The organism is Bacillus sp. SRL337, from assembly GCF_984799155.1.
In genome coordinates this window covers 37,501-50,638 of sequence record NZ_OZ481793.1, presented here as the reverse complement: position 1 = coordinate 50,638, position 13,138 = coordinate 37,501, and the positions used below count along the sequence as shown (strand labels likewise).

Genomic DNA, 13,138 nt, shown 5'->3' with positions numbered 1-13,138 from the left:
AAATGAAAACTAAACAAACTTGCCTGTAGAACATTTAAATTCATTCAACGTGAAATGCCTGGTAAACATCCCTTTTCGGAAGCCCTCTTTCTCTAGATACCATTTTAATTGCCTCTTTTGAAGACATTTCTTTCTCATCAATATAATGCTGTACGTGCTCGGAAAGTGTGATCTCATTCCACCATAAGCTTTCTTCTTCAAAAGTTTGCTTATCAGGATTTCCTTCAACAATAAGACAAAACTCTCCTCTTATCTCTCCTTCATTGCTCCATTCTATTGCCTCTTCAAGAGAACATCTAATAAATTCCTCAAATTTCTTGGTAAGCTCCCTTGATAAAACGATAGAACGGCTGCCAAGGATTTCTGCCATCTCTTTAAGTGTCTCTTTCAGCCTGTGAGGCGACTCATAAAAAACGATTGTGCTGTTCTGTTTAGAAAGTATTTCGAGTTCTTTTCGTTTTTCTTTCTTGTTCCGTGAAAGAAAACCATAAAAGTAAAAGGGCTGCGGCACCAACCCAGAGGCAATTAAAGCCGTCAAGGCTGCATTGGCTCCTGGAAGAGGAATGACCGCTATTTCCCTGTCTATAGCTTCCCTCACAATTTCATATCCTGGATCCGAAATACAAGGCATACCGGCATCACTCACCAAGGCAACTGTTTCACCATTCTCGATGCGTTCAAGCAGCTTCTCTCCGCTTGTCTCTTTATTATGCTCATGATAACTGACGACAAAGGTATCAATCTCAAAATAATTGCATAGCTTCTTTGTATTTCGTGTATCTTCTGCTGCGATGACATTGCACTCTTTTAAAATCCTGACTGCCCTGAAGGACATATCCTCCAGATTGCCGATGGGGGTCGGGACAAGATACAAAGACCCTTTTCCCGTATCTTGAAAGCTTTTCTGTGTTTTCATCCTCTTCACCTTCTTCTCATTAGTGAAACTTACTCTTGTCCATACAGCATTTGATGGACCTCACTTCTGTAACTGCCATCTTCATTATAAACAATCAGCGGCTGCAAGACTTTCAAGTCAGGACTGCCATCTTTGATTCCTTCAATCAGGACGGTATTTGCTTCCTTATGTTTATTGGGGTAAACAAACCGGATCCGCTTAGGCTCTATCCGATACTCCCTCATAAGGGTAATCAGGTCCACCCCTCTCCCTGGACGGTGGACAAACGAAGCCTTCCCTCCCTGCTTAAGGAGGAAGCTCACTGTCTTCACGACATCCTCCAGCGTACACAGGATTTCATGACGGGCTATTGCATAGTGTTCATTGCTGTTGATCTTCTGTTTTTCAGTTTTTGAAAAATAAGGGGGGTTGCATATAACTGCCTCAAACTTATCATTACCAAAGCGTGCCGGCATGTCTTTGATATCACCATGGATCATGGAAATCCTGCTCCCCAGCTGATTATATTCAATGCTGCGATTAGCCATTTCAAATAAACGCTCCTGGATCTCCACTCCTGTAATAGGCACATCAGTCCTATTACTCAGCATCAAAGGAATCACTCCATTCCCCGAGCACAAGTCGATAATCTTCCCTTTCCGCTTTGGAATGCTTGCAAAGTTTGCCAGCAATACTGCATCGAGTGAAAACGAAAACACCGAAGGACTCTGAATGATCCTTAACTCTTCCGCCAGTAAATAATCCAGCCTTTCATCTTCCTTCAACTCCACCATACCTTCTCCTCCAAACACTTCTGTAAATATATCCTGGTTCTATTGTTTGGTTTCTTGCTGTATTTACTCATGGGTTGGTTCATTTATTACCCATTTACCATAAAGTAATGATCCTCTTACTTGCTTAGGTGTCAGCAGAATCAATTTTATGCAAGGCTCTTTTCCTAAGGCTCTTATCGTAAACTTTGTTGCTATCTGATATTCATTCCGAAAGATAATGGAGTAATGACCAGAAAAAACCCTGTTTAATAAGAGAGAAAAGAGCTTCTCTCTTCGTTCAGAACGAAAAACGTAGTATGCAGGGGAAAAATCCGGCTTTTGGGATTTTTCCGAAAGCAACAATATATGTGAAAACAGCCTTTCCTAAAGATTGTCGTTTTTGAATGCTAATTTACCTTCCTTTTCTTATACCCAAGAGCGATTGGATTGGAAGGCTTGCGGTCTCCTGCAGGACTAGCGGGACAGGTGAGACACGGAGGCGAAGCAGAGGATGCTCAATCCTGCTGCAGCGGCCAGCACCTGGCGGATTTCGCTGAGCGGCTCTTGCGATTTTTAGTTCAACGCCTGCCCCGCAGAGTCGTACTGCTGGAGCGGAAATCCCAAGGAAGACAGGGGAAAATCCAGCTCTTGGGATTTTTACGAAAGCAACAATTAATGCGTAAACAACCTTTGCGAAAAGAGCGTTATGTAAAAACGAAGCCTTCCTGATGTCCAGGAAGGCTTAAAGTGATAGCTATTTCTTATTAAGAAAAGATAAGCAGAACAAACAATCTTCATCTTTACGGGGACTGCCAAAGTGGATATTACAGATATGAAAACCTTCCTGATACAGCCGGGCAAGATTGTCATAGCCTTCACCGACATCCAACGATTTATCTTCAGATTGAGACTGCTTGGATCCCTTTTTACCTTTACGGGCAGCGCCTTTCGATGAGTTCCCTGTTTGCTCCAGTCTTCTGCGCAAATGTTCGTTTTCCAGCTGAAGGGAATTATTCTCTTCTAAGATTTCTGCTAAAACCTGTTTTAATTCACCCAGCTGCTGGTAAAGCTGTCCTATCTGTTGCTCCATGTTACTGACTGAATCAAAGAACTCTTTTTTATCCACTAAACTCCACCCCGTTACTCTGTGGCTTGAATTGAGACGGCACTTTCGTTTGAGATTTCGTCCAAAGTAAATTCAAGAACACGTTCAGCCTCTTTAACATCGACTTTGATGACGCGTTCCAAAAGGTTGAGACCGACTACTCTACCTTCACCATGCGGTGTGCTGATGATTTCTCCCACATCCGGAAGCTCTTCTTTGGCCGTTTCATATTCGTCATTTTCATACTTCAGGCAGCACATGAGACGGCCGCATAAACCGGAGATCTTTGTCGGATTCAAGGAAAGGTTTTGATCTTTCGCCATTTTGATGGAAACTGGTTCAAAATCTCCCAAATAAGTTGAACAGCAAAGCATCCTGCCGCAAGGGCCGATTCCGCCAAGCATTTTTGCTTCATCCCTGACACCGATCTGACGAAGTTCAATGCGTGTGCGGAAAATGGATGCCAGATCCTTCACAAGTTCACGGAAGTCCACTCTGCCGTCTGCCGTGAAATAAAAGATCACTTTATTTCTATCAAATGTATATTCTACATCAACCAGCTTCATATCAAGCTGATGTTCGGTAATCTTACTGCAGCAGACGTCATAAGCTTCTTCTGCTGCTTCTTTATTTTCCTGGACGGCCATCTGATCTTTATGGTCAGCCATCCTTATTACTTTCTTCAGTGGAAGGACTACGTCGTTTTCGCCAACCTGTTTACGGTCAACGACCACCTTGCCATATTCCACTCCCCTGACTGTTTCTACAATGACATAATCATTTTTTTCAATTACCAGTTCTCCTGGATCGAAATAATATATTTTTCCCGCTTTTTTAAAGCGTACTCCTACAACATCGTACAAAGGAAATCACCCCTGTAATTTTAGCACAAGCTGTTCCAATAACAGCTGAGTATTCATATTTGCGTTAAGCTTCCGTTTTGCTTCAAGTACGGCCGTCATCTTATCAGACAGACTGTTTGTGGAAACCTGAAGCGCGTCTGACTCCCAATCCTGCCTCTTATCCGGGTAAACCAGCTTATCTCCTTTATCTATCTGTATATACAGGAGATCTTTATATATAAGAAGTAAAAGATCCAATGCTCGATCTATTTGATGCTTCTCTTTAAAATGCTCGTTGAAATCCTCCTGCAGACTGATCATTGCCTGAAATGGACTTTTGCGGAGGACTTCATACAATTTTAACACTATTATTCTTGCTTGTGCAAACCAGTCTTCGCTGCTTAATTCAAATGCCTCATGGTAATTATTGGTTAAACTTGCCGTCAGGGCGGCCATATTGGGATTAACCCCCTCGGATATGAGTCTATCTTTTATTAATTCCTTGGGCAGGGGCTGAAAGGAAACAACCTGGCAGCGTGAAATGATGGTTGGCAGGATACGGTGAACCTGCTCCGTCATTAGAATAGCTGTAGTTTCTGAAGATGGTTCTTCCAAAAATTTCAACAAGCTGTTTGCAGCATTAGGCGTCATTTTGTCTGCATGTGAAACAATATAGATTTTCTGCTTGGATTCAACTCCTGTTTTGCTGAACTCACTCTGCAATGTTTTGATCTGGTCTTTCTTAATTGAAAGGCCATCCGGCTCAATCACATGCACATCGGGATGATTATGGCTATCGATTCTTTTGCAGTTATTGCACTGGCCGCAAGCTATCCCATTCACTGGCTGTTCACATAGAAGGGATTTTGCAAAGAGGACAGCCAGTTCTTTCTTCCTAGTTCCTCTTTCTCCCTCAAAGAGATAAGCATGTGCGACCCGATCTCTTGTAATACTGTTGGCCAGCATCTGCAGGACAACAGGCTGTATTTCATTGAGTTCTTCCCAGGTCATGGACAACGCGATCACTCACTTACGTATATAAATTAATTAATAAGCCTCGTACTTCGCCTATTTTTCCTAAAATATCAATTGATTCTCTTTCTTCATTTAAGATATCATCTGTCAGTTCCATCAGTTTGTGGTCAACATTCTCGACAATATTCAGTTTCCTGCCTTCCCCATGCTGATTCCAGGTATGTGACTGCTTAAGATTCATGCCGTAATCGACTGCCTCTTTCACAAACCTTTTGACCAATGTCTTATATTTAGCGAGATCCTTGAAGGTTCTGGAACGGGCCAGCCTTTCTCCTGCACTGGTGATATCACCCATCAGTTTTCCGAGCTGTTCCATCTGCAGTTTCTGATCTTGCTTGCCGACCAGCGAACTAAATTTAACAGAACCTCCAGCGTTCGGCTTTTGATCAGTACGGATCTTATCGACACCGACGCGGAGATCTTGGTTGATTTTCATTTCATGATTCCCTCACTTCTAAAAATGATGAAACTGTTCAACCGGCAGGACAAACACGGTCGCACCGCCAACTTCGACTTCCACCGGATAAGGAACATAAGAATCGGCATTTCCACCCATTGGAGAAACAGGAGCGACCATCTGATCCCTTGACTTACAATTCTCTCTGATGACCTGCAGAGCCTTTTCCACCCTGATATCATCCACCCCGATTAAAAAAGTGGTATTTCCTGATTTAAGAAACCCTCCGGTGCTGGCCAATTTCGTCGATCTGAAATTATACTCCATCAAAGCATTGGAAAGACGATTGCTATCCTGATCCTGTACAACTGCCATTATCATTTTCATCTCTTCCACTTCCTTTCGAATGACTCTTTTCCGAAAATCTGTTTATATACTATTATAGCAAGAATATTCCTTACATAATATCTGTTCATGGCCAATCTTTTAAATAAATATTGGAAAATCGCAACAAATGCCGGGCAACTCCCTCAAAAGCCGCGAGAAGACCAGCCTTTATTTGACTGGTCTCCCTTCTATATATTCCTCAACTAAATTAAAAGCCGTTTTATAAACTTCATCGAAAGCCAAGCCTGCATCTATTTTCTTGATGCGATCAGGAAATTGTTCGAGCAGCATCAAATAGCCCTCGCGTACACGTTCATGGAAGTCCAGGGCTTCAAGGTCAAGCCTGTTCACTTCCCTGCCCTTATGCTTACTGATACGCTGTAATCCTACTTCCGGTTCGACATCAAAATAAAGTGTGATATCAGGCATGGTATCCTCTATGGCAAACTTATTGATACTATATACTTCATCCATACCAATTCCTCTGGCATACCCCTGGTAAGCCAGCGAACTGTCCAGGAAACGGTCACAGAGGACAATCCGGCCATTCTCCAAGGCAGGAATGACTTTCTCAGCCAAATGCTGTCTTCTTGCCGCAGCGTATAATAAGGCTTCCGTTCTTTCATCCATCTCCGTATGGTCGGGATTTAGAATGACTTCACGTATTTCCTCAGCTATCGAAATGCCGCCAGGCTCCCTTGTCAACACAACTTCATGGCCCTTTCCTATCAGCTCATCGGCCATTTTTTTAATAATCGTTGATTTTCCTGCTCCTTCAGGGCCTTCAACTGTTATGAATAATCCTTGTTCCATCCTCTAACCTCCGCGATTCAGTGATGCATGTTTCATTATAACGTATTTCAGGAAGCACTGCAGAATTACACAAGTATGCTGATTTTCCCTTCATCCAATAAGTGTACACCTTGGAACTTTGCTCCATGCTCCATCAGCCATCTAAGTTCCAAAATTGCTTCCTTTGTGATTTCTTCACCAGGATAGAATAGCGGAATGCCAGGCGGGTAGGGTATCAGCATCTCACCTGCAGTCTTGCCTGCTGCTTCCTCTATTGTAATCCACTTCCTCTTTTTTTTATCTATTTCTCTATAAGAAAACTTGGGAGCTGTGATTTTTTTTGCTTTTTTGAAATGAACAGGATGACCTGAATGTTTACCCGGTCTTATGTGTTCCATCTTCTCTAACGTCTTTTTGAAAGGAAAAGGAGACCCTTTCTTTAACAGCGGAAGGATGAATAAGACTTGATGAGGATCAGCCAATTCCACATATACCCCTATTTTCTCCAATTGTCCCTGGAGCTGGAAGCCAGATAACCCCTTACATCTTACCATTAGTTTCAAAGGGTCATGCCCTTCAATCACTTCATATCCTGTTTTCCTCAATCCAATGATAAATTCATCCCTTTCCTTTGAAAAATAATGATAATCATCCTTTGAATAAGAGGCTATGTAATGCCTTGCATAATCGAGCGACCCCATAATGGGATAGGAGGGGCTGCTCGATTGCAGCATCCCAAGGTATTGTTCAACCCTATTACTATCTATTTTGCCATTTTGAATATGCAAGTATGACCCCATCGTCATTGCCGGCAGTGATTTATGAGCCGAATGGACAACAATATCGGCACCCCATTTCAATGATGAGGAAGGAAACGGTTCGCCGCAGGATAAATGTGCGCCATGAGCTTCATCAATTAAAACCTTTATCTGTTGCTTCTTAGCTCTTTCAATGATCGAATGAAGGTCATAAACCAGTCCATAGTAGGTTGGATAGGTAAGGATGACTGCCTTTACTGCCGGATACTGTTCCAGAGCTTCTTCAAACGTTCCCTTTGAGATACCCGTCGACGTACCAGTCTTTTCATCGTAATCAGGATGAAGAAATACAGGATGGACATTTGCCAGCTTCAATCCATTTAGAATCGATTTGTGGCAATTTCGCTGTACAAAAACAGTGTCCCCTTCCTCGCATACTCCCATGATCATAGCTAAATTTCCAACCGTACTGCCATTCACAAGAAAATAACTCTTCTTTGTTTGGTAATGATCAGCTAATAATTTCTGTGCTTCTAAAATGGCCTTTTCAGGATCATGCAGGTCATCCAAGCCTGTCAGTTCTGTAACGTCATATTGAAGGAACTTTGCGGCTTGTCCCCCTGTAAGTTTCCCATTCTTATGTCCTGGCACATGAAAAGAAACCGTATCCTTTTTTATATGATTTTGTAGTGCCTCCACTAAAGGCATCCGGTTTTGATTGTTCATGCAAGCAACCCTTCCTGTATATGAAAATTTCCCTTCTATCGTACCACAATGCTGCTTGATTCGAGTGCAACTGCCTGGTCCTGTTTTTGTTTTCCCATGAATTGCTACTTTCAGGAGAATCTAAGAATCAGAGATTTTCTCTCGTAATAAGAGGAGCAGTTCATTTCTTTTTTGCTTACCAAGGATTTTCAATGAATTATGGCCCTATTTGTTGGATTCGTATAAATAGCCCCAAAATGGAAGACAAGACCCTTTTAAAAAACAAAAAAACCGGGGGCTTTCTCCCGGCTTCGTCTATGAATATATTTGCGGTGTATTGACTTTTTTTAATCTCTCCACAAAGTACTTATACTGAGGGCTGTTCGTTTCCGTGCCAACCATATCTTTCTCACAATCTATGCAGACAAATGATGTGTACAGATGTATGCCTGTCACCTTCTGCTGGCTGCAAATGATACACGTTTCCCTTACCTTTTTCTCTGTATTCAACACCAGTCTCCCCACCTCCATACACCTATTCTGCCCCGAAGCCGATCAAATATACGCATTTTCACAAAATTTGAACTAAATGAATTGTCTCATGTTGCTATACTATGTATGGAAAATGATGTCTGTGTATGTCTAGGAGGAAATTCTTTAAAAAGGAACAGGCGTGGGGAGGTCATTTATAGGGGCTGCTTACTATGCAACGGGTTCAGTTCAATTGACAAGTTGGAGGTCCATGAAGTTTTCATCTTAACGTAGTCTTTAGTTTAATTTTAGAACCTTTTATGGATTTCTCTTTGGTGAGGTGATAGTTTGAGTGTATAGGAGGGGCTGATAGCAGGCAGGAGGCTTCATTTTTTAACTAATTTCAAGTTATATGCTCTTAACTTCAGTGCTTATGCACCGTATTCTGATCGTTTTGCATCTAAAATAACAGTTATGATCAAACAGGGTGCTATTTGCGTCTAAAATGAAGTTATGCGTCATGGCCGCCTTAAGGATCAGAATCCTAAAATTGGTCTGCTTGCCTTTTTGCTTTCTCATTCAACATCCTCCACCTTCTAGCTTCTCTCCATCCGGGCTGTGCCTATGAATGAATATCAGAACTAAACAATCAAGTCATTACTATCCTCCTCACAAAAACGAGCACCCCTTCGGGTACTCTTTTGGTCGCCTGGCGACGTCCTACTCTCACAGGGGGATCCCCAACTACCATCGCCTCTGAAGGCTCGGACGGCGATGAGCGGCGAATCTCTTCGTCCGCTTCGCTCGTTCACATCCTCATGGGCAGAGCCCACTCCGGTGTTCTCTCCCTCGCGTCCTTGACCTTCTTGCTCCTCTCCGCCCGAGCAGTGCTCTTGATTAAAGGCCGGAACTACACAACCTGTTCGTTCTTCTGATTCTTTTTTACACAAAAAAAGAGCACCCCTCGGGTACTCTTTTGGTCGCCTGGCGACGTCCTACTCTCACAGGGGGATCCCCAACTACCATCGGCGCTGAAGGCTCGGACGGCGATGAGCGGCGAATCTCTTCGTCCGCTTCGCTCGTTCACATCCTCATGGGCAGAGCCCACTCCGGTGTTCTCTCCCTCGCGTCCTTGACCTTCTTGTTCCTCTCCGCCCGAGCAGTGCTCTTGATTAAAGGCCGGAACTACACACTCTTGGTTTATGGTTCTACGTCAAATGTTGGGGTAGGAGCACTCGCTCCTTATCCCACATTAATTCCTTTTGATTTAAATTGGTGATGCAATAGTACTCTAAGTCTAAAACGGTCGTATCGTCTAAACCCAAAGGCATTTCTTTTAATGACCTTCGTTTGATTGTTTAATCCCTCGACGAAACCGTTATTATAGTTGAAGGCAAAGCTATTTAATACTTCAGTCTGCCAGTTCTTTAAGGTCTGAATAGCCTGGTGAAACTCCTTTAAGCTTGAATTTTCAACCTGTCGGTAAAAGTTGTACAATCCCTCTTTAACCTTATTGGGAGCTGACGTACCAATTTCCTTCGCCTCTTCAAACCATAACCTGTAGGCTTCTTTTAACGCAAAAGCTGTGCGCAGCTCTTCAGACAAACCAAGATACCTTTCTAAATACCAGTGTTGCCGATCATTTAATTGGCTATATGGCTTATGAAAAATGTGCTTCATTCTTTTACATTTCTTGCGGTCATATGGATGAAAATCTTTTTGGACACGCCTTCTCACGCGTTCTAAAGCCCAATGGATATAGCGGGAAAAGTGAAATCTGTCCGCCACAATAATAGGCGAACCCAATGCTTTTTGAACCGCAGATTTAAAGGCATGGCTCATATCCATCACGACCAATTGAACTTCTGAACCCTTTTCCCGAAGGTATTTCTTAATGGTGCTTACTGAGCGGTTTGGAAGTATATCCAATGGCTCTCTAGTCTCCCCGTTAGCTATAATTAACTGGTACTTTCCTGCATTGGTATCTCCTTTGTACTCATCGATCGCAATCACAGGTGGGAGCTTTTCAACCTCTTTTAACTGAGAGGCAGAAATATGATCAAAACGCCTGATTACTGTGGCCTGAGATGTGCGGAACTGGCAGGCTGTATCTTTGAAGTTCTTCCCTTGAATCACCCGGAGGCCTAAGGCTTGGTTCCATTCAATGGTATGTCGTTGATACCGTTGGACAAAACGATTATCTTCGGCAAAGCGTTTGCCGCAGTGGCAGCTGTACCTCCGTCTTCGATAGAACAAGTAAGTAGTCCTTTCGAAGAGCTTAAGGTGTTGAATCTTTTGAAGACGATAATCATGTACCTTGGTCGTTTGATCACCACAAGCAGGACACATATGTTTCCTTTTGGGCAATTCAATATGCAGGTGGTATGCCTCCCCTATTTCCTCAGCTTTCAAAATCCTAACCTCTTCTAATCCAGGTAAAACCATGTTAAAATGCATGTACACGCAACTCCTATCTTTGTCTTGTTTCTAGTCAACTCAAGTGTAAAAGATTAAGGAGCTTGCGTGTATTTTTTTGCCTTAAAACCTACCCCAACAAATATAATAGAGCCTGGTTTATCCTCCTTTTTCTCCATAAGAAAAGAGCACCCTTCGGGTACTCTTTTGAATGCCTGGCGACGTCCTACTCTCACAGGGGGAGATCCCCCAACTACCATCGGCGCTGAAGAGCTTAACTTCCGTGTTCGGCATGGGAACGGGTGTGACCTCTTCGCCTTAGTCACCAGACTGTATGAAGTTGACAGAACATCGTTCTCTCAAAACTAGATAAAGGTCATGAAGAATCTGAAAGGGTTCCGAGTTTCGCTATTTTGCAATCGAGCTCCGGCGGCTAGAAGCTCGGGGTCATTAGCCATCAATCAGCCGAGGGCGAAGAACACCCTCATCTGCTTGCTGTCTAATGCCTGTCGCTTCTGGTCAAGCCGCCTGCGCTTTTTAACGTGGTTAAGTCCTCGATCGATTAGTATCTGTCAGCTGCACGTGTCGCCACGCTTCCACCTCAGACCTATCTACCTGATCATCTTTCAGGGATCTTACTCACATAAAGTGATGGGAAATCTCATCTCGAGGGGGGCTTCATGCTTAGATGCTTTCAGCACTTATCCCTTCCGCACATAGCTACCCAGCGATGCCTTTGGCAAGACAACTGGTACACCAGCGGTGCGTCCATCCCGGTCCTCTCGTACTAAGGACAGCTCCTCTCAAATTTCCTGCGCCCACGACGGATAGGGACCGAACTGTCTCACGACGTTCTGAACCCAGCTCGCGTACCGCTTTAATGGGCGAACAGCCCAACCCTTGGGACCGACTACAGCCCCAGGATGCGATGAGCCGACATCGAGGTGCCAAACCTCCCCGTCGATGTGGACTCTTGGGGGAGATAAGCCTGTTATCCCCGGGGTAGCTTTTATCCGTTGAGCGATGGCCCTTCCATGCGGAACCACCGGATCACTAAGCCCGACTTTCGTCCCTGCTCGACTTGTAGGTCTCGCAGTCAAGCTCCCTTGTGCCTTTACACTCTGCGAATGATTTCCAACCATTCTGAGGGAACCTTTGGGCGCCTCCGTTACTCTTTAGGAGGCGACCGCCCCAGTCAAACTGCCCACCTGACACTGTCTCCCACCCCGATCAGGGGCGCGGGTTAGAAGTTCAACACAGCCAGGGTAGTATCCCACCAGCGCCTCCACCGAAGCTGGCGCTCCGGTTTCCAAGGCTCCTACCTATCCTGTACAAGCTGTGCCAAAATTCAATATCAGGCTACAGTAAAGCTCCACGGGGTCTTTCCGTCCTGTCGCGGGTAACCTGCATCTTCACAGGTACTATAATTTCACCGAGTCTCTCGTTGAGACAGTGCCCAGATCGTTGCGCCTTTCGTGCGGGTCGGAACTTACCCGACAAGGAATTTCGCTACCTTAGGACCGTTATAGTTACGGCCGCCGTTTACTGGGGCTTCGGTTCGCACCTTCGCTTGCGCTAAGCACTCCCCTTAACCTTCCAGCACCGGGCAGGCGTCAGCCCCTATACTTCGCCTTACGGCTTCGCAGAGACCTGTGTTTTTGCTAAACAGTCGCCTGGGCCTATTCACTGCGGCTCTCTCGGGCTTGCACCCTACCAGAGCACCCCTTCTCCCGAAGTTACGGGGTCATTTTGCCGAGTTCCTTAACGAGAGTTCTCTCGCTCACCTTAGGATTCTCTCCTCGCCTACCTGTGTCGGTTTGCGGTACGGGCACCTTTTTCCTCGCTAGAGGCTTTTCTTGGCAGTGTGGAATCAGGAACTTCGGTACTATATTTCCCTCGCTGTCACAGCTCAGCCTTTATGGTGACGGGATTTGCCTCATCACCAGCCTAACTGCTTAGACGCGCATATCCAACAGCGCGCTTACCCTATCCTCCTGCGTCCCCCCATCACTCAAACGGAAAAGAGGTGGTACAGGAATATCAACCTGTTATCCATCGCCTACGCCTTTCGGCCTCGGCTTAGGTCCCGACTAACCCTGAGCGGACGAGCCTTCCTCAGGAAACCTTAGGCATTCGGTGGACAGGATTCTCACCTGTCTTTCGCTACTCATACCGGCATTCTCACTTCTAAGCGCTCCACCAGTCCTTACGGTCCAGCTTCTCAGCCCTTAGAACGCTCTCCTACCACTGACACCAAATGGTGTCAATCCACAGCTTCGGTGATACGTTTAGCCCCGGTACATTTTCGGCGCAGAGTCACTCGACCAGTGAGCTATTACGCACTCTTTAAATGGTGGCTGCTTCTAAGCCAACATCCTGGTTGTCTAAGCAACTCCACATCCTTTTCCACTTAACGTATACTTTGGGACCTTAGCTGGTGGTCTGGGCTGTTTCCCTTTCGACTACGGATCTTATCACTCGCAGTCTGACTCCCATGGATAAGTCTTTGGCATTCGGAGTTTGTCTGAATTCGGTAACCCGATGAGGGCCCCTAGTCCAAACA

At 44.7% G+C, this 13,138-nt stretch carries 12 protein-coding genes and 2 rRNA genes (1 of these 14 cut by a window edge); 1 reads left to right on the top strand and 13 read right to left on the bottom strand.

Features of this window, described 5'->3' with window-relative positions:
* Positions 1–40: 40 nt before the first annotated feature.
* Both rsmI and AC4E8A_RS00240 read right to left on the bottom strand, forming a co-directional pair.
* Positions 41–916: a 16S rRNA (cytidine(1402)-2'-O)-methyltransferase gene (rsmI, locus tag AC4E8A_RS00245; protein WP_490196224.1), complete on the bottom strand. Its 876-nt coding sequence runs from the start codon at positions 914–916 to the stop codon at positions 41–43.
* Between the two features lie 29 nt (positions 917–945).
* A complete protein-coding gene (locus AC4E8A_RS00240; protein WP_490196223.1) occupies positions 946–1,689 on the bottom strand; it encodes a tRNA1(Val) (adenine(37)-N6)-methyltransferase in 744 nt (247 codons plus the stop codon).
* 426 nt (positions 1,690–2,115) lie between these two features.
* Between AC4E8A_RS00240 and AC4E8A_RS00235 the strand changes: the two genes are divergently transcribed.
* The gene (locus AC4E8A_RS00235) at positions 2,116–2,397 is read left to right on the top strand and encodes a hypothetical protein (RefSeq protein WP_490196222.1); all 282 of its coding nucleotides are present in this window, start codon (positions 2,116–2,118) and stop codon (positions 2,395–2,397) included.
* Between the two features lie 25 nt (positions 2,398–2,422).
* On the opposite strand, the gene yabA is transcribed toward AC4E8A_RS00235, so the two are convergent.
* The 11 genes from yabA to AC4E8A_RS00180 form a co-directional block, all read right to left on the bottom strand.
* Complete coding sequence (yabA, locus tag AC4E8A_RS00230) at positions 2,423–2,794, bottom strand: DNA replication initiation control protein YabA (RefSeq protein WP_490196221.1); 372 nt, start codon at positions 2,792–2,794, stop codon at positions 2,423–2,425.
* 14 nt (positions 2,795–2,808) lie between these two features.
* Complete coding sequence (locus tag AC4E8A_RS00225; RefSeq protein WP_490196220.1) at positions 2,809–3,636, bottom strand: PSP1 domain-containing protein; 828 nt, start codon at positions 3,634–3,636, stop codon at positions 2,809–2,811.
* A 6-nt stretch (positions 3,637–3,642) separates the two neighbouring features.
* A complete protein-coding gene (holB, locus tag AC4E8A_RS00220) occupies positions 3,643–4,626 on the bottom strand; it encodes a DNA polymerase III subunit delta' (protein ID WP_490198727.1) in 984 nt (327 codons plus the stop codon).
* A 19-nt stretch (positions 4,627–4,645) separates the two neighbouring features.
* The gene (locus tag AC4E8A_RS00215) at positions 4,646–5,086 is read right to left on the bottom strand and encodes a YaaR family protein (protein WP_490196219.1); all 441 of its coding nucleotides are present in this window, start codon (positions 5,084–5,086) and stop codon (positions 4,646–4,648) included.
* A gap of 18 nt (positions 5,087–5,104) precedes the next feature.
* The gene (gene darA, locus AC4E8A_RS00210; protein WP_490196218.1) at positions 5,105–5,434 is read right to left on the bottom strand and encodes a cyclic di-AMP receptor DarA; all 330 of its coding nucleotides are present in this window, start codon (positions 5,432–5,434) and stop codon (positions 5,105–5,107) included.
* A 168-nt stretch (positions 5,435–5,602) separates the two neighbouring features.
* Positions 5,603–6,247: a dTMP kinase gene (gene tmk, locus AC4E8A_RS00205; RefSeq protein ID WP_490196217.1), complete on the bottom strand. Its 645-nt coding sequence runs from the start codon at positions 6,245–6,247 to the stop codon at positions 5,603–5,605.
* Between the two features lie 65 nt (positions 6,248–6,312).
* The gene (locus tag AC4E8A_RS00200) at positions 6,313–7,710 is read right to left on the bottom strand and encodes an aminotransferase class I/II-fold pyridoxal phosphate-dependent enzyme (RefSeq protein ID WP_490196215.1); all 1,398 of its coding nucleotides are present in this window, start codon (positions 7,708–7,710) and stop codon (positions 6,313–6,315) included.
* Between the two features lie 294 nt (positions 7,711–8,004).
* Positions 8,005–8,220, bottom strand: coding sequence for a sigma factor G inhibitor Gin (locus AC4E8A_RS00195; protein WP_490196214.1), 216 nt, complete (start codon positions 8,218–8,220; stop codon positions 8,005–8,007).
* A 1,182-nt stretch (positions 8,221–9,402) separates the two neighbouring features.
* A complete protein-coding gene (locus AC4E8A_RS00190; RefSeq protein ID WP_490193842.1) occupies positions 9,403–10,623 on the bottom strand; it encodes an ISL3 family transposase in 1,221 nt (406 codons plus the stop codon).
* A 165-nt stretch (positions 10,624–10,788) separates the two neighbouring features.
* A 5S ribosomal RNA gene (rrf, locus tag AC4E8A_RS00185) occupies positions 10,789–10,905 on the bottom strand.
* Positions 10,906–11,117: 212 nt separating this feature from the next.
* Positions 11,118–13,138 (bottom strand): 23S ribosomal RNA (locus AC4E8A_RS00180) (it continues 915 nt past the right edge of the window).

Coding starts and splice junctions, on each gene's coding strand:
- AC4E8A_RS00195 (WP_490196214.1), bottom strand. CDS start 8,220: ATGGAGGTGGGGAGACTGGTGTTGAATACAGAGAAAAAGGTAAGGGAA.
- AC4E8A_RS00240 (WP_490196223.1), bottom strand. CDS start 1,689: ATGGTGGAGTTGAAGGAAGATGAAAGGCTGGATTATTTACTGGCGGAA.
- tmk (WP_490196217.1), bottom strand. CDS start 6,247: ATGGAACAAGGATTATTCATAACAGTTGAAGGCCCTGAAGGAGCAGGA.
- holB (WP_490198727.1), bottom strand. CDS start 4,626: ATGACCTGGGAAGAACTCAATGAAATACAGCCTGTTGTCCTGCAGATG.
- AC4E8A_RS00200 (WP_490196215.1), bottom strand. CDS start 7,710: ATGAACAATCAAAACCGGATGCCTTTAGTGGAGGCACTACAAAATCAT.
- rsmI (WP_490196224.1), bottom strand. CDS start 916: ATGAAAACACAGAAAAGCTTTCAAGATACGGGAAAAGGGTCTTTGTAT.
- darA (WP_490196218.1), bottom strand. CDS start 5,434: ATGAAAATGATAATGGCAGTTGTACAGGATCAGGATAGCAATCGTCTT.
- AC4E8A_RS00215 (WP_490196219.1), bottom strand. CDS start 5,086: ATGAAAATCAACCAAGATCTCCGCGTCGGTGTCGATAAGATCCGTACT.